The sequence below is a fragment of the Demequina ureilytica genome (assembly GCF_048553575.1).
GTDB lineage: Bacteria > Actinomycetota > Actinomycetes > Actinomycetales > Demequinaceae > Demequina.
In genome coordinates this window covers 1,050,749-1,070,529 of record NZ_JBLZIE010000001.1, presented here as the reverse complement: position 1 = coordinate 1,070,529, position 19,781 = coordinate 1,050,749, and the positions used below count along the sequence as shown (strand labels likewise).

12 protein-coding genes are annotated in these 19,781 nt (G+C 70.7%); 4 read left to right on the top strand and 8 right to left on the bottom strand.

The genetic code is table 11. The features are described from left to right. Window positions 1-64: 64 nt before the first annotated feature. Together ACNI3K_RS04885 and ACNI3K_RS04880 are read right to left on the bottom strand one after the other, a co-directional pair. Window positions 65-3,106 (bottom strand): UPF0182 family membrane protein, encoded by a 3,042-nt coding sequence (locus ACNI3K_RS04885; RefSeq protein WP_419390725.1) that lies wholly within the window; start codon window positions 3,104-3,106, stop codon window positions 65-67. A 47-nt stretch (window positions 3,107-3,153) separates the two neighbouring features. After that, the gene (locus ACNI3K_RS04880; protein WP_419390724.1) at window positions 3,154-4,278 is read right to left on the bottom strand and encodes a YlbL family protein; all 1,125 of its coding nucleotides are present in this window, start codon (window positions 4,276-4,278) and stop codon (window positions 3,154-3,156) included. A gap of 107 nt (window positions 4,279-4,385) precedes the next feature. Here ACNI3K_RS04880 and ACNI3K_RS04875 point away from each other — a divergent pair, with 107 nt between their 5' ends. The 3 genes from ACNI3K_RS04875 (at window position 4,386) to ACNI3K_RS04865 (ending at window position 7,162) form a co-directional block, all read left to right on the top strand. Beyond that, window positions 4,386-5,813: a zinc-dependent metalloprotease gene (locus tag ACNI3K_RS04875; protein WP_419390723.1), complete on the top strand. Its 1,428-nt coding sequence runs from the start codon at window positions 4,386-4,388 to the stop codon at window positions 5,811-5,813. Window positions 5,814-5,943: 130 nt separating this feature from the next. Beyond that, window positions 5,944-6,105: a DUF5679 domain-containing protein gene (locus tag ACNI3K_RS04870; protein WP_419390722.1), complete on the top strand. Its 162-nt coding sequence runs from the start codon at window positions 5,944-5,946 to the stop codon at window positions 6,103-6,105. 166 nt (window positions 6,106-6,271) lie between these two features. Beyond that, window positions 6,272-7,162 (top strand): hypothetical protein, encoded by an 891-nt coding sequence (locus tag ACNI3K_RS04865; protein ID WP_419390721.1) that lies wholly within the window; start codon window positions 6,272-6,274, stop codon window positions 7,160-7,162. 6 nt (window positions 7,163-7,168) lie between these two features. Here the strand turns inward: ACNI3K_RS04865 and ACNI3K_RS04860 are convergent, their stop codons facing one another. Together ACNI3K_RS04860 and nudC are read right to left on the bottom strand one after the other, a co-directional pair. Beyond that, complete coding sequence (locus ACNI3K_RS04860; protein ID WP_419390720.1) at window positions 7,169-9,151, bottom strand: ATP-dependent helicase; 1,983 nt, start codon at window positions 9,149-9,151, stop codon at window positions 7,169-7,171. A gap of 67 nt (window positions 9,152-9,218) precedes the next feature. Next, entirely contained in the window at window positions 9,219-10,100 is an 882-nt protein-coding gene (gene nudC / locus ACNI3K_RS04855; RefSeq protein ID WP_419390719.1) for an NAD(+) diphosphatase, read from the bottom strand. A 165-nt stretch (window positions 10,101-10,265) separates the two neighbouring features. On the opposite strand from nudC, the gene ACNI3K_RS04850 reads away from it, so the two are divergent. Then, the gene (locus ACNI3K_RS04850; protein WP_419390718.1) at window positions 10,266-11,219 is read left to right on the top strand and encodes a macrolide 2'-phosphotransferase; all 954 of its coding nucleotides are present in this window, start codon (window positions 10,266-10,268) and stop codon (window positions 11,217-11,219) included. Between the two features lie 45 nt (window positions 11,220-11,264). Here the strand turns inward: ACNI3K_RS04850 and ACNI3K_RS04845 are convergent, their stop codons facing one another. The 4 genes from ACNI3K_RS04845 to ACNI3K_RS04830 are packed head-to-tail and all read right to left on the bottom strand — an operon-like array spanning window position 11,265 to window position 19,757. After that, the gene (locus ACNI3K_RS04845; protein WP_419390717.1) at window positions 11,265-14,555 is read right to left on the bottom strand and encodes an ATP-dependent helicase; all 3,291 of its coding nucleotides are present in this window, start codon (window positions 14,553-14,555) and stop codon (window positions 11,265-11,267) included. Next, window positions 14,552-17,734 (bottom strand): PD-(D/E)XK nuclease family protein, encoded by a 3,183-nt coding sequence (locus ACNI3K_RS04840; RefSeq protein ID WP_419390716.1) that lies wholly within the window; start codon window positions 17,732-17,734, stop codon window positions 14,552-14,554. Before ACNI3K_RS04840 ends, ACNI3K_RS04845 begins: the two co-directional genes overlap by 4 nt. A gap of 48 nt (window positions 17,735-17,782) precedes the next feature. After that, window positions 17,783-18,757 (bottom strand): DUF368 domain-containing protein, encoded by a 975-nt coding sequence (locus tag ACNI3K_RS04835; protein ID WP_419390715.1) that lies wholly within the window; start codon window positions 18,755-18,757, stop codon window positions 17,783-17,785. 43 nt (window positions 18,758-18,800) lie between these two features. Further along, window positions 18,801-19,757, bottom strand: a complete 957-nt coding sequence (locus tag ACNI3K_RS04830) for a DUF3152 domain-containing protein (protein WP_419390714.1) — start codon at window positions 19,755-19,757, stop codon at window positions 18,801-18,803. Window positions 19,758-19,781: the final 24 nt, after the last annotated feature.

Sequence of the window (19,781 nt, the reverse complement as noted above, 5' to 3'; positions counted from 1 at the left end):
CCGCCGCGGACCGTGATCGGGCGGGCCGCTGTGCAAGCGGCCCGCCCAATCACGGGTACACGCGCTACTCGGCCGGCTCGGTCGTGGGCTCGGGGCTCGCAGCCGCGTCGGGCTCCGCCACCTCGCCAGTGGCGACGCCCTGGATGGCGGCGATCCTCTCGTCCGCTTCGATCGCGTCCTGCAGGGCCGCGGCGAGCGCGTCCTGCGATGTGCCGTAGGCGGTGAAGTCGCCGTCGGCGAGCGCCGTCTGGCCGTCCGCGATCGCCTGCTGCGCACGCTCGAGAGCGTCCCGCAGCTCGGCCTGGGCAGCCTCGAGGTCGGTCAGGGTCCCGGGATCGATGGGCGTCTCGTCGCCTTCTGCGGGCTCCTCACCCTCGACGGGCTCGTCGCCAGCCTCGCCTGGAGCCACGGCCTCGCCGTCCTCTGCGGGCGGGCGCGGGTCCTCGACGGCGCCATCTGCGGCACCCTCGCCGAACACCTGGTCCAGCGCCTCCTGGAGGGTGTCTGCGAAGCCCACCTCATCGCCGAAGGCCACGAACACCTTCCGCAACAACGGCACTCGCGTGCCCTCGCTCGACTGCACGTACACCGGCTGGACGTACAGCAGACCGCCGCCCACCGGGAGCGTGAGCAGGTTGCCGTTAACCACATCGGTCTCGCCCTGGCGGAGCAGGTTCAGCGTGGTCTGCGCGTTCGAGTTCGAGTTGAAGTTGTTCTGAACCTGACCGGGTCCGGGAATGGTCGTGTCACGCGGCAGCTCGAGCAGCCGCAGGGTGCCGAAGCTGTCCGCGACCTCTCCTGGCGTGTCCCCGGTCTCCGAGTCCGCAGCCAGATAGCCCGTCAGGATGTTGCGGTCCGTGTTACCACCCGGGATGAAGTTGCTGGTCAGCGAGAACGACGGCTCGTCCTGACCGGGCATCTGCAGCGACAGGTAGTAGGGCGGCTGCAGGCCCTCGCCCGCCTGGACGGGGTCAGAGGGGGTCGCCCAGATGTCCTGACCTGAGTAGAAGGCCGAGGCATCGGTCACGTGATAGCGCTGGAGCTGGTGACGCTGGATCGAGAACAGGTCCTCGGGGTAGCGAAGGTGGCTCATCAGGTCGCCGCTGATCTCGGACATGGGCTGGATCGCCGTGGGGAAGATGTTCTGCCACGTCTTGAGGATCGGGTCCTCGTCGTCCCACGCATACATCGTCACCGAGCCGTCGTACGCGTCGACGGTCGCCTTGACCGAGTTGCGCACGTAGTTGAGCGACGCGGGGAACGCAGCGGCCTCGGATCCCGCGAAGATCCCCGTCGCCTCGACGGGCGCGGAGTACGGGAACGAACCAGTCGTCGTGTATCCGTCGACGACCCACACCACGCGCTCGTCGACGACCGCGGGGTACGTGGTCTGGTCGAGCTCGAGGTAAGGAGCCACCTTGGCGACGCGGTCCAGCGGGTCACGAGTGTGGAGGATCTGTGACTCGCTCGTGACGCGGTCGGAGAAGAAGATCTGCTCCTCACCGAACTTGATCGCGTACAGCACCTTCTCGAGGAAACTGCCGATGGTCGGCCCGCCGTCACCCTCGTAGGTGGTGTTGACCTGGCCGTTGGGGGAATCGTCATCCGGGTAGTCGAGCTCCCAGGGGCTGGTGCCCTCTGGCGCACCGACGATCGAGTAGTCGGGCAACGTCTGACCGAAGTAGATGCGCGGCTCGTAGTTTCCGAGCCCTCCGTTGGACGGGATGTTGCCCTCGTAGAACGCGGGCTGCCCGTCGACCGTGGTCCGGTTGCCGTATGCGGCCACCACCCCGAAGCCGTGCGTGAACACGGTGTGATCGTTGACCCAGCTGCGGTTCTCGTTCGACAGGCCGTCGAGGTCGAGCTCACGGACCGCGATCACAGTGTCGCGCGACTCCCCATCGATCGTGTAGCGGTCTACCGCGAGCTCGTCGCCGAAGTTGTAGTACTGCTTGTTCTGCTGCAGCTGCTGGAACGCAGGGCCCACGATCGTCGGATCGAGCAGGCGAATCTGCGCCGTCGTGTCGGCGTCGGCTCGGAGCGCATCGGCCTCCGCCTCGGTCGCCGCGTCGTACTGCATCTCCTCGATGTCGTCGATGCCGTAGGCATACAACGTCGCGTCGATGTTGCGCTGGATGTAGGGCTCCTGGAGCGACTGCGCGTTGGGCTCCACCTGGAAGCGCTGCACCACGGCGGGGTAGATGCCGCCGATCACGAGCGCGGACAGCACCATCAGCGAGACGCCAACGGCCGGGATGCGCCAGTCGCCGCGCCAGATGACGGCCAGGAACAGCAGGCCCACCAGGACGGCGATGCCCACCAGCACCGTGCGGCCGGGCAGGATCGCGTTCACGTCCGTGTACGAGGCGCCGTAGAAGCGCTCCTCCGCGGAGTTCAGCAGCGCGAACCGGTCGAACCAGTAGTTCGCGGCGATGCCCAGCATGACGATGAGTCCGGAGATCGCCAGCTGGATGCGTGCGCCACCCGCCGCCACGAACCCGCGGCCTCCCCCGATGCCCCCATACAGGAGGTGGACGAAGGCGGCGAGGATCGTGCACAGGATCGCGATGGTGAGCACGAAGCCCACCAGCGTCTGCAGCACCGGCAGCGTGAAGACGTAATAGGACGCGTCGAGGCCGAACTCGGGGTCCGCGACTCCGAACTCCTCGTGGTTGAGCCAGGCGAGGAAGTCCACCCAGCGAGCCGACATCGCAAGCCCCGCGATCAGTCCGACGAAGGCGGGCAACGCCACCATGACGATCTTCTCGAGCGGCTGGATCTGCTCGCGGTACTGGTCGAGCGTCGTGCGCTTGCCGGTCACGGCGGGCCGGACGCGCCGGGCCACCCAGAGCGTGACCCACACGGCCAAGGCAGCGATCAGGCCGAACCCGACGAACAGCACGCCTCGCGTGATCCACTGCGTGGTCAGCACGTCAGCGAAGCCCAGCTGGCGGTACCACGCAACCTCGGTCCAAATCTGTGCCGTGATCACCGTGATCACCACCAGCGCAGCGATGACCACTCCGGTGATGAACAGCGGGGAGCGTCGGCGCGGCGCCTGCACGGGGCGCGGCGGGGTTGGACGGCGGTCGTCGTCGAACGTCACAGGTGATTCCTTCTTCGCAGTTGAGTCAACTCAAGGGTAGTTCAGTGTCAGCTGCACGACTGCAGCTGGGCGGTATCGCCGCTTCCGATCCCCACCACGGCTTCGTAAGCGTCGTCGAGAGTGTCCACTGAATAGACGTCGAGACCCTCGGGTACGTTCCCCACGACCTCGCCGCAGTTCTCGACGGGCGCCAGGAAGTACTCCGCTCCCGCCTCCACGGCGCCGTGCATCTTCATCGTGATGCCGCCGATGGACCCCACGTCGCCTGACGCGTTGATCGTCCCCGTGCCGGCCACGCGCGCATCGTCGAGCTCATCGGCCTCCGTGAGCATGTCCATGATCGCCAGCGAGAACATCAGACCCGCGCTGGGGCCACCGACCGAGTCGATCTGCACGGTGACGTCGATGGGGAGCTCGAACTGTGGATCGATCCCCAGCCCCATCAACGCTCCGCCGCTGCCGTCGTCGAGAGTCGCGAAGCTTGCCTCGCCGCGCGCGCCGTCGCGTTCGTACTCCACCGTCACCTCGTCGCCGGGAGCGGTCTCAGCCAACTGGTCCGACAGCGCAGAGAACGTCGGCACCTCGACACCGTTCAGGGCGACGATGACGTCACCAGGTTCTAGCAAGCCCGTCGCGTTCGAGGTTTCGATGACCTCGGCGACCTCCAACTCGGCGGGCACCGGGCGGTCAAGCGCCTCGAGCGCGGCCACCGTGGCCGATTCCTGCGAGGTGATCCACGCCTGCGCGGACCGCTCCTCGAAGACCTCTTCCTGGTCGGGGGTGCCGAACACCTCCTCCTCAGGCACGACGTAGCTCGCTTCCTCGGCCCAGCCGCGCAGCACCTGGCCGAGCGTGAAGGCGGAGGAGCTGCCTCGAGCCACGGAAACAGTGGTGAGGCGAAGCTCTCCGGACGCGGGATAGGTGTCGGCCCCCTCGATCTCGACCAGCGGCACGCCGTCGACCTCGGAGAGGGTGTCGAAAGTAGGCCCGGGCCCACCGATGGCGAAGGGGGCCGGCAGGACGGACAGCACCGCGATCAGCACGGCAGCGCCCAGGCCGGTGGCGGCGAGGACCATCGAACGATGATCGCCAGGGTCGCGGTGGTCATCGGAGAGGGGGCGGCCGTCGACACCGAGGGCGTCGAGCGGCGGCGGAGGGGGAACGGCGCTCACCTGCCCATCATTGCTCATAGCGAACGGCGTGCCCAAACGGCCGGTGCGTTCGTTACTTTGGAAGAACGTGCGCGCCGGGCGCCCGTCACCACCTCCAGGAGCCTTCAGTGACCGACGACCAGACCCCGTGGATGCGCCTGCTGCGCGAACTGTTCGGTGACGACGCCGAGTCCGCGCTCGAGGAGCTCGAGCGGATGGGCATGGACCCCGCCGCTCTGGCCCAGGCCAGCGGCATGTTGTCCAACCCCGCGATGATGGACCACGTCCTCGGCCAGATCCGTTCTCTCGTCGCGCAGTCCCAGGGCGAGGACGTGAACTGGCAGCTCGCGCACGACGTCGCGCGCGGCGTCGCGGCACAGGGCGGCGACCCAACGGTGACCGCGCATGTCGCCGCCGAGCACCGTGCCGCCGTGTCCCGGGCCGAGCTGTGGCTGGACGCCGCGACGGACTTCGACCCGTCCGGCCGCGAGCCGCGGGTGTGGAGCCGGGCAGAGTGGATCGAGGCGACCCTGCCCACCTGGCGGGTGTTGGCCGGACCAGTCGCGACGAGCGTGTCGCAGGCGCTCAGCGGAGTCTTGAGGTCCGAGGACGGCGGCCCGGGGCTCGGGGCCGAGTCGTCCGCTCTCGTCGGGTCCGTGAGCCCCACGGTCTGCGGGATGCACGTGGGGCAGGCGGCTGGCGAGATGGCGAGGGACGCGTTCGGCGCAACCGACCTCGGCTTCCCGCTGCTCGCCGAGCCGCGTGTGGTGCTCGTGCCGAGCGCGATCGACGCGTTCGCCGAGGGGCTCGGCATACCGGAGGACGAGGTCCGTGCCTACATCGCCCTGCGTGAGGCCGCCCATGTGCGGCTGTTCTCGGCCGTGCAGTGGCTGCCCGGCCACCTCCACACGCTCATCGAGAAGTACGCGGCCGGGATCAGCATCGACGTGGAGGCCCTCGACGACGCCGTACGAGACGTCGGCTTCGAGGAGCCGACCAAGCTGCAGGAGGCTCTCACCCGCGGGATCTTCGCGTCACACCACAGCGAAGAGCAGCGCGAGACGCTCGAGTCGATCGAGACGCTGCTCGCCCTCATCGAGGGCTGGGTGCAGGAGATCACCGTGCGCGCCGCCGCCCCGCATCTGCCATCGATCGGCGCGCTGCGAGAGATGATGCAGCGCCGGCGTGCGACCGGGGGGCCCGCCGAGGATGCGTTCGCGACGCTGCTCGGTCTCGAGCTGCGGCCGCGCCGCATGCGCGATGCGGCGGCACTGTGGTCACGGCTCACCCTCGAGGCCGGACCCGAGGGGCGCGACCGCGTGTGGTCCCACCCGGACGTGCTGCCCGGATCTGAGGCCTTGGACGACCCACAGGCCTGGGTGGCCCGGTGGCTCGGTGGTGCCGAGGAGGACGACGTCGATCGCGCGCTCGAGGCCCTGCTCGCCGGAGGCCTCGGGGACGAGCAGACGACGTCGACGGGCGAGGACGGCGACGCAGACCGCGGGCCGTCGAGCGCATCGGACGAGGGCTCGGACGGTGACACCCCGCGCGAGTGACGCGACACGGCACGCGCGCGCTTGTCCGGCTTTGTCGCCCCGTCCGTCTACGCTTGTGGTGATCGGCCCGCAGGGGCCACCGGAACCCAGCGCGCATTGCGCTGGGCGAGCCAACTGAAGGAGATGCCTCATGGCGGACGAAACATACAAGGGCGAGTTCTACTGCGTGAAGTGCAAGGAGAAGCGCGAGACCGAGGGCAACGTGGTTGTCTCCGAGAACGGCCGCCGCATGGCGAAGGCCACGTGCCCCGTCTGCAGCACCAAGCTCAACCGCATCCTCGGCAAGGCGTAGTACCCGCCGCACCCGAACGCTTCAGACGCGGGGCGCCCTCACGGGCGGTCCGCGTCTTGCGTTCCCGGCACCACCGGACGCGGTGCCACGCGATTGCCGGACACCGACATCGCATTGCGCCTGTGGACAAAGGCCGCAGCTCCCCCACGCCTGGCACGCTGTCAGCATGCACCTGAACCCCGCCGCCCCCGTTCTCGCGCTGCCGGGCGAGGGCGTTCAGGTGGGATGGGACTCGCCGCTCGTGATCGAGGATGTGACAGCCTCCCAGGCACGGTTCCTGCGCTCCCTCGAGGGCGGCAGGCGCGTGGGTGCTGCTGAACGCCGGCGGCACGGCGATCTCCTCGCGCAGCTGGACGAGCGCGGCCTGCTGATCGCCGACGACTCCCACGCCGCGCACCATCCCGCCGACCGTGACCGCTGTGTGCGAATCCATGGGGCGGGTGCCTTGGGCACCGAGGCCGCGGTCGCTCTCGCGCGAGCGGAAGTCCCCCTCACCGTGGTGGATGGCGCGCGCGCACGAGCAGGGAGCGCGCCCCATCTTCCCGATGCGGACTGCGGTGCCGTCGCTCTCGCCCGGGTCCGGGAGGCCGTGCCCACCGCGCAGCTGCGCGGCGCCCACGCCGACGCCGCACTCGATGTGCTGATCTCGTCGGGGCCTGCGGTGGCCCGCGCCCGGGTGCTGCTTTCCGCCAATCAGCCGCACCTGCTGGTGGAGTGCGGAGAGTCGACGGTGCGCGTGGGCCCGCTGGTCGTGCCAGGGATGACTCGTTGCGCGACCTGCATCGGACTCAGCGAGGCCGACGCCCGGGCCGATTGGCCAGTGCTCGCTCTGCAGGGCGATTCGAGACGGCCGCGCGTGGACCCGGTGACCGCCACGGTCGCGGGGGCGCTGATCGCGCGTGCGGCGATCTCGTTCTTGCGGGGAGGAGCGGCCAGCGCCTGGCGAGTCGGGCCGCACGGGGTCATCCCCGTGGCCCAGGCGCCTCCCCACCCCGATTGCCGATGCACCGATGACCATCTCGCCGTGCACGCGGCACGTGCGATGAACGATGCATGAGCGCGATCAGTTGTCCGCGACGACCCTGAGGATCTGGGCACCGAACAGATCGAGTTTCGAGGCCCCCACGCCGCGGACCGACGCCAGCGCGCCGATCGTCGCCGGCCGTTGCTGGGCGATCTCCACGAGCGACGCGTCGGTAAGGACCGTGTAGGCCGGCTTCGATGACTCCTGCGCGAGCTCGAGCCGCCAGGCTCTCAGCGCCTCGAACAGGTGCGCCTGGTCCGCATCCAGGTCCGCAATCTTTCCCGCTGCCTTGGCACGGCGCTGCGGAGGACGGCCGGCCTCGGGCCACCACCGCTCGAGGAACCGGGTGCGCTTGCGGGTGGCACGTCCACCCGCCTTGCGCGAACGCGCGAAGCTCAGCAGGAGGTGCTCGCGTGCCCGGGTGACGGCGACGTACAGCAGGCGGCGCTCCTCCTCGATCGCCTCGGGCGTCTCCGCCAGTGAGATGGGCATCAGTCCCTCGGAGCAGCCGATGATGAACACGGCGTCCCACTCGAGCCCCTTCGCGGCGTGCATGGTGGTGAGGGTCACGCCCTCCACGGAGGGTGCGTGCTGTGCCTGCGCGCGCTCCGCGAGGTGCTCCACGAACTCCCGCATCGTCGCATTCCCACCGCCATCGGCGTCGAAGTCGTCCGCCAGTTGAACGAGCGCCTGGAGCGACTCCCAGCGCTCGCGGACTGCCCCGCGCGCCTCGGGTGCCTGCTCGGTCCACCCGGCATCGGCGATGGCGTCGCGTACCTGCTCGCCGATGGGCGAGTCCGTCGCGCCCACCGCTGCCCCGCGCAGCAGCACCATCGCCTTGCGCACCTCGTCGCGGTCGAAGAACCTCCGGCCGCCGCGGATCAGGTAGCCGATGCCGCGGCTGGCGAGTGCGTCCTCGAGCTCCTCGGACTGGCTGTTGGTGCGATACAGCACGGCGATCTCCGACGCCGTCAGACCCGAGGAGATCAGCCGCTCGATGCGCTCGGCGACGGCCGCAGCCTCCGACCCGTCATCGTCGTACGCGGTGAACACCGGGTCCGGGCCCGACGGCCGCTGTGCGACGAGCTCCACACCGGTGCGCGCGACACCGCGGGCGGACATCAGCCCATTCGCGAGGTTCACTACCTGCGGCGTCGACCGATAGTCACGCACGAGCCGGACCACGGTTGCGTCCGGATGAGTGCGCCCGAAGTCGAGCAGGTGGCGCGGCGACGCGCCCGCGAACGAGTAGATGGTCTGCGCGGGGTCGCCCACGACGCACAGCTCCTCCCGACCGCCGAGCCACTGGTCGAGGAGGAACTGCTGCAGCGGCGACACGTCCTGGTACTCGTCGACGACGAAGTGGCGGTACTGACGGCGGATCTGCTCCCCCACCTCGCCGTGCCGGCCGATCATGTCCGCGAGGAGCAGCAGAATGTCCTCGAAGTCGAGCACGACAGCCTCGGTCTTGGCATCCTCGTAGGCGCGCATGACGTCGACCACTTGGCCGCGCTGGACGCCGGCTGGCGCGGGGCGTCCGGAGTCGGTCGTCGTCTGCACGTAGTCCTCGGCACCGACCAGCGACACCTTCGCCCACTCGATCTCGCTCGCGAGGTCGCGCACGGTGAGCCGGTCAGGGCTGAGCCCGACCTGGCGCGCGGCACGACCGACGAGGGATGCCTTCTGCTCGACGAGCCGCGGGATCTGCCCACCCACGACCTGGGGCCAGAAGTAGCTGAGCTGGCGCAGTGCGGCGGCGTGAAACGTGCGCGCCTGGACGCCCTGAGCGCCGAGGGCGCGCAGCCGTTCGCGCATCTCCCCCGCCGCGCGCGCCGTGAACGTGACCGCGAGCACCGATTGTGGCGCATAGGCGCTGACGCGCACCCCGTACGCGATCCGGTGCGTGATGGCCCGGGTCTTGCCCGTGCCGGCGCCCGCGAGCACGCACACCGGTCCGTGCAGGGCGGTGGCGACGTCGCGCTGCTCGGGATCGAGCGCATCGAGGATCTGATCGGCTGACATCTGATGGCATTGTGCCAGGCGGCGGTGACACGCGACCACCGTCACCGGTCGGCGATGGGGGCGGAACCTACGGCAGGGGCGCGCCGTACCACTCCTCCAGCATCCGCCGCGCGATCGACCCAGCGGGCGCGAGCACGAGCGTGCCATCGGCCACCCGCGCGTCGAGCTCGGCACGCGTCACCCACATCGCAGCGGAGATCTCGTCGTCGTCGAGGATAAAGGCAGGGTCGTCGACCCGTGCGCGGAAGCCGACCATGACCGAGGCGGGGAAGGGCCACGGCTGCGAGCCCGCATACGTCAGATCTCGCAGCACGAGCCCGGCCTCCTCGCCGACCTCCCGATGGGCTGCCTGCTCAAGGCTCTCGCCCGGCTCGACATAGCCCGCGAGGTGCGAGTAGCGGTTCTCGGACCAATGGCTTGCGTGAGCCATGAGCAGGCGGTCCTCCGGGTCGGTGATTGCGACGATGACGGCGGGGTCCGTGCGCGGGTAATGGTCTCGGCTGTCCGCGTCGCAGCGGCGCACCCAGCCACCCATGCGGGGCTCCGTCGCACCGCCGCAGCGAGCGCAGCGCTCGTGGGCCGCGTGCCACAGCGAGATGGCCACTGCCGTGGTGGCAAGCTCGCGGTCGCGGGCCCCGTCCTGGCCCCGAGCAGCGAACAGACCGAGAAGCTCCCGGAGCGGCGTCATGCGGGCGCCTGGCACGTGCACGTCGTCAGGCGACTCGGGCACGATCGCGACCAGATCACGCTCGCCTTCACGGCCCAAGTAGATCTGCAGACCATGCGCGGGCCGCTGCCCGGCCGGGAGCTCGACCAGGTCGCCGTCGATCGCCAGCACCTCGCCGTCTCGCACCACCACCGCATCGGCCGTCGCCATATCCACCAGCTCGCGACGCTCGCTCGCGCGGTCGATGATCAGGGGGTCGTCCAGCAGCAGGTCATGTTTCACGCTTTCACGCTACGCCACCGCGCTCTTCAGGAGCGCGAACGGAGTGCACGGGGCCGATGCGCGCCCGGCCTGGTCGTGCCACGCCGGTGGTCGCCTGGGGTCGGGCCGCGAGCACGGGCGGCGTGGACTGTGGCATACGGTCGAGCGAGGTCCTATCGTGAGGTCGTGCCACGTTCACCGCTCGCCCTCGCCGCTCTCGCGTCCGTCGCTGTCCCCGGCCTCGATGTGTACGACGTGCTGCGCAGCCCCCACACGGACGCCGACTTCGATGTCGTCGTGGTCAAGGACGCCACGGGTACCCGGTGGATCGTGCGAGCCCCCAAGCGCCCTGCGGCCGGTGCGGCGCTCGAGGCCGAACGCGGCCTGCTGAACGCCTTGGCTCGTGCCCACGACACGGGGCTGCTGTCCTTCGACGTGCCGCGGCCGCGCGGCACGGCCACCATGGCCGAGGCCGAAGGGGGACGTGCGGTGGTGTACTCCGAGGTCAGCGGCAGCGCCCTCGTGCTGTCACGGCTGGAGCCCGGTCCGGGACTGGCCGCCGGGCTCGGTCGCGCGATCGCACAGATCCACGAGTTGTCGCCGTCCCTGGTCGAGGACGAGGGCCTTCCCGCCTACACCGCGGAGGAGTACCGCTCGCGGCGCATGGCGGAGCTCGATGCGGGCATCCAGACGGGCCGGGTGCCGCCACGTCTGGCTGACCGCTGGGAGCATCAGCTCGAGAACGTGGCCTGGTGGCGCTTCGAGCCGACCGTCGTCCACGGCGACCTCGGCGAGCACCAGATCATGGTGTCTGGCGACCGCGTGTCGGGCGTCGTCGACTGGATGGATGCCCGCGTCGCGGATCCTGCGGACGATCTCGCGTGGCTCGTCGCGGCCGCGCCCGACGACGCCCTCGAATCCGTGATTGAGTCCTATCGCATGGCACGGCGTGAGTCCCGCGACCCGCACCTGCTCGACCGCGCCCGCTTGTCCTCGGAGCTCGCGCTGCTGCAGTGGATGATGTTCGGTGTGCGGACGGACAACGAAGATGTCATCGGGGATGGTGCCGGCATGCTCGCAGATCTTGAGGCGCTGCTGTTCGACGACGAGCCATCCGGCGAAGACCGCACAGAAGACTAGGCCGGGAGCCTCAGTCCCGCACCGGGCATCGCAGCGGGGACACCGTCAGTCGTCGCCCGCGATGAGCGCGACTATCTCGTCCCTCGTCAGCAGCGTGTTCGGTGTCACGGTCGCACCCTCGGCCACGTAGTAGAAGGCCGCGTCGACGTCGGCGAGCGGCAGCCCCTTCCACTCCGCCCATGCCAGGCGGTAGACCGCGAGCTGGACCTCTCGCGCCGCGCGCTCTGCAGGGTCTCGCGGGGGGCGACCCGACTTCCAGTCAACCACGGTCACACGGTCCAGGCCGGCACCCGCCGGGAACACCGCGTCGATACGGGAGCGGATCGTCACGCCCGCGATCGGCACCTCCACGTCAACCTCGACGTCTGTGGGTTGGCGTCCCGCCCACTCGGAGGCCGCGAAGGTCTCCTTCAGCGCCGTGAGGTCTTCCGAGGCGCCGTCGTCGGGGTCCAGATCGTCGGGGTCCAGCAGCGGCACACGCCCATATTGGGTCTCGATCCACGCGTGGAGGGCGGATCCACGCTGCGCCGCGAGCGAGGGCTCTTGAGGAACGGGCCGGCGCAGTTGCACCGCGAAGGCGTCGCGGTCGCGCCGCATCGACACCAAGGCGGAGGCGGACAGGTGCGCGGGCAGCGACACCTCGGGTGTGCCGCTGGTGCGCCGCTCGCGCTCGTCGAGCATCGCGTCGACCTCGACGGACAGAGGCAGGGTGGAGGGGTCCGTGCCGAGCGCGCCACCGCGGCGGACCGCCGATGCGAGCGCGCGGCGGCGGCGGCGTGCTCGCGAGTCCGGGCGCGGCCAGATGCCTGTGTGCACGACGGGCTCGGGTGGATCGGCGTCGTCCTCCGGCTCGGGGGCCCACCCTGATGAGCCCACCAGGCCCGTCTTCACCAGTTCGGTGACGAAGGGCGACGGTTGGCGCACGGTCCGGCCGCCCGCGTACCACGAGCCGGATACCAGCACGTGGCTGCGAGCGCGGGTGAGCGCGACGTAGAACAGTCGCCGCTCCTCGTCCACGCGGTGCGCCCCGGCCGCGATGCGAAAGTCCGCGATGGTGTCGCTCAGGCTCGCATGGTCGACGGCGCCGTGCAGATGCCACGAGGGCAGGCGGTCAGCATCCATTCGCAGCGGCCATGGCACCTCGGGATCGCTGCTCAACCACGCGCCGTCCTCGTGCTTTCCGTGGAAGCTCATGAACATGGGGAACCGACCATCGGTGGCACCGGGCACCGCCACCACGTCCCACTCCAGTCCCTTCGCGGAGTGCACCGTGAGCACCTGGACGGCTCCCGGTTCCGGGTCCTTGACCGGGGCGTCGAGACCGCGTTCCTCGCTGCGAGCCGCGTCGAGCCAATGCAGGAAGGCGCCGAGCGTCGCGTGCTCCGCGCCCTGGGCGAAGGTACGGGCTGAGTCGAGGAACGCGTCGACGTTGCGGCGCAGCCGACCGTCGGGCCGCGCGACCTGTGCCTCGATGTCCAAGCACCACACCCGTTCGGCGAACGCGATGAGCTCGGTCAGGGGCAGGTACGTGTGCTCACGAAGATGGCGCACCGAGCGCCGAAGACGCTCGAGCCGCGCACGCGCCTCGGCGGAGAGCGACCGCCCATCGGGCGAGGTCCATCCCGGCGGCGGCAGCTCCTCAAGAGCGTCGACAATGCTCGCCGGGGCCTCTCGCTGTGCACGGCTGCCGGCGAGTGCCTCCGCCCGGTCCTTCAGCGCCATCAGGTCGCGCGGACCCAGATTGACGCGCTCGGACGTGAGCAGGCGCATCAGCGCGTCGCCGCGCGCCGGATCGTGCGCCACCTCGAGCAGCGCGACCAGGTCGGCCACGTCGGGAGTGTCCAGCAGTCCCCCCAGGCCCACCACCTCGTAGTCCACTCCCCTGCGCTCGAGCTCGTCGACGACGAGGGGGATCGTGGCGCGCCGGCGGCACAGCACTGCGGCCTCGATGCTGCGCGGCAACGCACGGCCGGCACCGTCCGTGACGAACGCGCCGTCGTCCCCCCGCCATGGCCGGCCGTGCCCCAGCTCCCCGCGACGCTCGATTAGGTAGTTGACTACATATGCGGCTTCGTCCTCGGCCGTGGCAGCCATGTGCGCCGCGACTCCGGGCGCCTCGCGGTCCGGCTCGGACTTGCCCATCAGCGCCGCACGGGACACGAGCCGCGTGACGGGGACGCTCGAGGCCTCGCGCAGCGGCTCCGCCGAGGCGTTCGCGGCCTCCAGGATCGCGCCCTCGTTGCGCCACGACACCGACAGGCTTGCCTGCCGCACACGATCGGGGCCGCCGAAGCGGGTGACGAAGTCCTCGAGCGCGGCCGCGGACGCACCGCGGAATCCGTAGATGGCCTGGTTCGGATCGCCGACCGCCATGACGGGGTGGTCTGCGCCGAACATGTCGGCGAACAGCTGCAGTTGGGCCGGCGAGGTGTCCTGGAACTCGTCGAGGAGCACGGCCCGGTAGCGCGATTGCTCGACCTGCTGCACCGCCGAAAGGCTGGCGAGCTCGACCGCGACGGCCACCTGGTCGGAGAAGTCGAGCAGTGCACCCTCGTGCTTGCGCGCCTGGAAGTCCTCGACCAGATCGGCCATCGCCAACAGTGTGCGCAGCTTGCCGATGCGGCCCGCGAGAGCGGCGGTCATCCTTCCGGGCGTCCCGTCGCCGGCCTTCTTGGGCAAGCCGTCGAGGAAGGCCAGCGTGTCGGTCAACCAACGTCGCAACGACGCCGGAGTTACGGAGTGCTCGCGCATCTGCGCGGCCAGCCGGGGCAACGAGCCCCGCACGGTGCCGGGTGCCGAGTCGGTCTCCAGGGCGGCCGTCCACTCCTCCAGCGAGCGCGCCGCGAGCTGCCAAAGAGCCGCATCGGTCACGACCGTCGAGTCCGGGTCAACGCCGACCCGCAGTCCGTGCTCGGCGGCCAGTGCGGCCGCATAGGCGTTGTACGTGGCGACGGTGGGCGCGGCCCGTTCGGGGTCCCGGCGGCGGCGCTGACGGCCGTCGGGCCCGGTCTCGACGGCATCCCAGACGCGCGAGATCCTCTCGTCCGCGCGCTCCGCGATCTCCGCGGCTGCCTTGCGCGTGAACGTCAAGCACAGGATCTCGTCAGGCGTGATGTCCTCGCCGAACAGCTCGCGTGCGTGGTCCAGCAGGTACACGATCCGCATGGACAGCGTCTCGGTCTTGCCCGAGCCGGCACCCGCGACGACGAGCATCGGCTCGGTGCCCGCCCCGATGATCCGGGCCTGCTCGGCTGTGGGAGGCCGGCCAGGCGCGATCAGCTCAGCGAGCTCCGCTACCGATCGCGCACCTCCAGGGACGGTCCCGTCAGCGCTCACGAGTCGCTCACCTGCCCACCTGCGGCATGGGCCGGGCACGACCGGCGGATCGGGCAGTGGGGGCACATCGCGTTGGGCGTCGCCATGAAGGCGGGAGCGCGCATGGTGTCGACGGCGGCGTCCAACTCAGCCCGCGCATCGGCCTCATCGATGGCCGGCTGCGGAACGACGGTGCCCTTGCGTGCTGCACCCTTGCCCACGAACACCAGTGCAGCGTCGCTCGCGCGCTCGACACCGTCGAAGGCCCCGTGGTTCGCCACCAGCTGGTACAGCATCAGCTGGCCGTTGTCGGCACCCTCGGCGCGAGTGATCGTCGCGCCGGTCTTGAGGTCCACGATGCGTGCGACGTCGCCGGAGATCTCCACCCGATCCGCGATGCCGGACACTCGCGCCTTGCCGAACACGACGCCGAAGCCCTGCTCGACCACCACTCGATCGGCAGTCACGCCCTCGAGATAGCGGGCCAGTCGGCGCACCATCTCGCGGGCATTGTCGAACTGCAGCCGCTCGAGCCACGTGCCCGTGCCGCCGATCTCCCCCCAACGGCGCTCCAGCTCCGTCAACATCGCCTCTTCATCACCATCAGGCAGCGCAGCGGCAATCTCGTGGACGAGGGAGCCCACATGCTGCGCGTCCGTGCTCTCGGTTGTTCCGCCGGCCGTCTCCAGAGCCCACTTGAGCGCGCATGCGCGCACCGCGTCGAGCCGCGAGGGCGACACCCGCACCTCGGCCTCGTCGCTCCAGAACCCTTCCCCGGTCGAGACCTCCGCGACCCCATGCCAGTCATCGGGATCCGCGCCAGGCACGCCGACCTCCACCAGACGTGCGAGCTGTCCAGCCGCCCCGTCCAGCGCCGCGGCTGCAGGCGCATCGGACGGATCCTCGTCAAGGACGGCCACGGCCTCGAGCCCGTCCGCCCGCAACCGCGCCACCGCACCGCGCAGATCCGCGACTCCGCGCGGCACCGACGCATCGGTCCTCACGACACCAGCAGCGTCCTCGATCAGCGCAAGATAGCGCGACGGCCGCGACTCTCCGTCATCCACCGCCGTGACGATGAGCCGCTCCCTGGCGCGCGAGACGGCCACGAGCAGCGCCCGGGTCTCGTCGTCGAGAACTGCGCGCCGAGCGCCGTGGAGGTCGCGGGGACCAGGCGCTCCTGCGATCAGCTCGTCGGTGACCGGACCTTCGGCCACCAGCTCCGCGAACGCCTGCGCCCCCAGCACCGAGTCCCGCAGTCGCAGGTCGGGCCACGCCCCCTCCTCCACGCCGGCGACCGCGACCACGTCCCACTCGCGCCCCGCCGCAGAGGCGGGAGTGCAGAACGACACCACATCCAAGGACTGCCCCCGGGCACCGAGCGAGTCTGCGGCGAACTCCTGGCCCTCGAGGTGCTCGAGGAACGCAGCGGCATCCGCCTCCGACAGCCGCTCTGAGAATGTCTGCGCTGCACGCATCAGCGCCATCACGGCGTCAAGGTCAGCGTCATCGCGCGCGGAGCCGGAAAGCGCCGCCTCGCGCCACCGATCCGTCACGCCGATCGCGTCCCAGGCCGCCCACAGCACGGCCCCGGGAGTCGCGGCCGGCGCCTCGATGCGCGCTCGGGCCGATGCCACCGCACGCGAGGCACGGGCGGCCGCGCGCGCCTCGACGGCGTCAAGGGAAGCCCATCTGGCCGGATCCGCCATCGCCTCCACGAGCAGTTCGGCGCTGGAACGGTGGCCCCCGCCGGATCGCTCCTCGCGGACCAGCGCCCGGCGCAGCCTCCGCAGCGCCACAGCGTCCAGACCGATCAGGCGCGAACCCAGCACGTCTACCGCCCGGTCCTCGTCCCACTCCTCACCGAGCGCGACTCTCACGATCTCGAGCAGCGGCGCGACGGCGGGCTCGCGATGCAAGGCGGTCCCGTCACCCAGTGCCTCGCACGGCACATCGGCACCCAGCAGGTCGGACCGCAGCGACCGCAGCTGGGCGCTCGACCGGGCGATGACGACCATCTCGCCCCATGGGATCGACGGCCCGTCAAGCCCGTGGCGCGCCCGCCGGAGCTCCGCCGCGATGGCGCGCGACTGCCCGAACGAATGCGCGGCTGTCAACACTGTGACGGGCGCGGCGGCATCGGCCAACCCCCGGTGGGCGGAGCGAGCCGAGCCCACGCCCTTGACGCCGATGCGCTGGGCCACTGCGGCCGCGACACGGGCCAGTCCTGCGGGCTGGCGGTGATCGACCGCGAGCTCGACATGGCTGGCTCTCCCGAGGTCGCCCCCCGCCGCACTGGCAAGACCGTGTGGCAGCGCCCCTCGATAGCCCTGGACGGCCTGGTCGGCATTGCCAAGCAGCATCAGTCGGGCCCCACGGCGTGCCATCGCATGGAGCAGCGCCGTGGTGGCGGCGGTGGAGTCCTGGTGGTCGTCGACGACCACGGTGTCCCACAACGGCGCTGGCCCCTCCGCCACCTCCTCCCACTGCTCGAGCACCCAGGCCGCCTGCGCGGCGACCGTAGCGGGGTCGTACCGCTCGCCTTGGTCGGAGGGCATCGAACGCAGTGCCGTCACCAGTTCGTACTCCGCCATCACGGCGGCAGCCGCGACCCACTCGGGCCGCCCCACGCGCTCGCCGAGCTCGCGCAGCTCGGCGGCGGTGTGGCCCGACTCCGCCGCGCGCATCAGCAGGTCGCGGAGCTCGCCACGGAATCCTGCCAACGCGGTGGCCTGAGGTGGCACCACACCCGTCCAGTCGACTCGCGCGCCCTCGCCCCGGGCGTGGCCCGCCAGCAGCTCGCGCAGGATCGAATCCTGCTCCGCTCCCGTGATCAGCGCCGGAGAGGGCCGGTCCAGTGTGGCCGCCTGGGCCGCGAGCACGTGGTGGGCCGCGGAGGCCGACGTGCGAACCATGGGTGCACCGCTCGGCCGGTCCATCGCGAGGCTGACCTGGTCCCTCAGGTCCGCGGCGGCACGCCGTGTGGGAGCGAGCACGAGCACGCGCTCGGGCGGCGTGCCGGCGTCGACTGCGGCGACCGCGGCGGCCTTCGCCACCGTGGTCTTGCCGGTGCCCGGAGCGCCCGTCACCACCACATGCCCTGTACCGCGCACCAGGGCATCCACGGCTGCGCGCTGATCATCATCAAGCGCATCCGCGCGTGCGAGCGGCGAGGGCGAGACCACACGAATCCGCGTCATGGCGTCACCTCACCACACCGCTCTGACACGCCTGCGCCAGGGCCGCGCTCAGCGGCCTTCGGGCACGGGCGCCGCCTGCTCGTGCGCCGCGGCACGCCGTGTGGCGAGTGCCTCGACCACGAGCAGCGCGGTCACCGCGGCGACTCCGACGGCGAACAGTGCGAGGACCGGGCCAAGCGCGCCGGACGGCGCCTGCAGCGTGGCGTCCTCCGCTTGCCACGGCCACAGCGCGCGGAGCGAGCCGAGCATCAGCCCGGTCATCGCCGCCAGCGTCAGCGCACGCCGATGCTCAAGGAGCCATTCCAGGCCGGTGACGAACAGGGCCAAGCCGAGGACCGCGCCGGCGGCGAAGACCCCCAGGTATGCGAGGTCTCGGTCATTCACCGCGCCCAGCGTGGGCGCATACATGCCCAGCACGAGCAACAGGAACGAGCCGGACACCCCGGGCAGCACGAGCGCGCACACGGCGAAGGACGCCGCGATGGCGACGAGCCACAGCGATGGGTCCGATCGCTCGACCCCGGTCAGCCCCGTGAAGTAGAACGCCGCAACCGCCGCGACGAGCGCCACCAGCACCTCCCTCAAACCCCAACGACCGACCATCCGTGCGGGCACGATGAGCGAGGCGACGATGAGGCCCGCGAACAGTGCGCGCGTCTGGATCGGATGGGACTCGATGAGCGGTGCGAGCGTCGCTGACACCAGCACGATCGCAGTGAGCATGCCGACGCCCAACGGGATGAGCGTTCCCCACCGCACCCGTGCGAAGTGCTCGCGGGCCGGGGCGAGCTCAGTCCGGCGGAGTAGAGCGGCCACTGCGGCCACGAGGCCGCGCACGAGCTCTCCCGCCGAGGTGATGATCGTCTCGTAGACGCCCACGACGAGCGCGAGGGTCCCGCCCGACACTCCGGGCACGACCTCGACGGCGCCGATCACGGCGCCTCGCAGCACGTTGATCGCGGCGAGTCCCGCTTGCCGTGAACGAGCGGGCGTGCGCCGAACAGGGGCAGGGTCGACAGACATGCTGCGGAGTCTACCGACGCGTGCCGATGCGCCCGGCAACTAGCTACTCGTCTTGCTCGCGCGGGCTGGCGGTGGCGTCCGGCGACGGGTTAGGCGCCGGAACTGGTTCGTCCGGCCAGGTCCAAGGGTTGGGGTCGCAGTCGCCCGGCAGCTGCGACTGATCCGTGGTGACGAGCGCGCGGCCCGACGTGCACTGGGTCTCCGACTCGCCCAGCGCGTGACCAACGAAGTGGTTGACCAGGTATTGCCGCGCCCCGGTGCGGTTATCGCCATACGCGGCCAGTCCGGCGATCCACTCGTAGTGGTCGAGCATCACAAGGCCCTGATCGGCACAAGAGGGCGCCTCTGCCGAGGACTCCGGGTCGGACGTGGCTGCGGTGGTCGGATCGACCGCGGGGTCAGGGCTCGCCGAGGGGTCCATCAGGGCCCCCGCCGGGGCGGTCGCGTGCGGATCGGGACACGTTGCGGCCGCGGTCGCGGGGCTCGCGAGCACGATCCTGAGGTCTGGCGCCCCGCCTGTCGGCACGAACTCGAAGCGTCCACGTGCGCCCCACCCGCGCGGGTCGTTCAGGGTGTCGAGGACGAAGTCGCCCAGGGCCTGACCGCTCATGCCCAGGCCCTCTTCATACTCGACGCGCACCCAGCGCACCGAGGCTCCGCCACCAGATGGCTCTCCGTCGACGGTCACCGTCGCGAAGCTCCGCTCGCCCTCGGGGACGACGTCGAGCGACGCGACTCCTGCGAGACGGTCCGCGTCGTCGAGCGCACGCTCGATGGGCTCGAGAGGGGGCAGGCTCACCTCAGCAGTCGGGGTGGCAGACGCGCTCGGAGACGGGACAGGACTGGGCTCCGCGACGGCGAGGCGGTCGGCAACGAGACCCGTCCCCCATCCCACGCCGATGCCCGCCGCAAAGGCGACGATGACGACGAGGGCAATGGATCCGAGGCCGGGTAGGGAGATTCCCCTGCCCGCGAACACGCGTCTTTCGCCATCACTCACCCCCCTACGATAATCAATAGCCAG

What these genes read in the sequence shown, in the direction of transcription:
- ACNI3K_RS04870 (WP_419390722.1), top strand. Translation starts at nt 5,944, where the DNA reads ATGGCGGACGAAACATACAAGGGCGAGTTCTACTGCGTGAAGTGCAAG.
- ACNI3K_RS04840 (WP_419390716.1), bottom strand. Translation starts at nt 17,734, where the DNA reads ATGACGCGGATTCGTGTGGTCTCGCCCTCGCCGCTCGCACGCGCGGAT.
- ACNI3K_RS04860 (WP_419390720.1), bottom strand. Translation starts at nt 9,151, where the DNA reads ATGTCAGCCGATCAGATCCTCGATGCGCTCGATCCCGAGCAGCGCGAC.
- ACNI3K_RS04865 (WP_419390721.1), top strand. Translation starts at nt 6,272, where the DNA reads ATGCACCTGAACCCCGCCGCCCCCGTTCTCGCGCTGCCGGGCGAGGGC.
- ACNI3K_RS04835 (WP_419390715.1), bottom strand. Translation starts at nt 18,757, where the DNA reads ATGTCTGTCGACCCTGCCCCTGTTCGGCGCACGCCCGCTCGTTCACGG.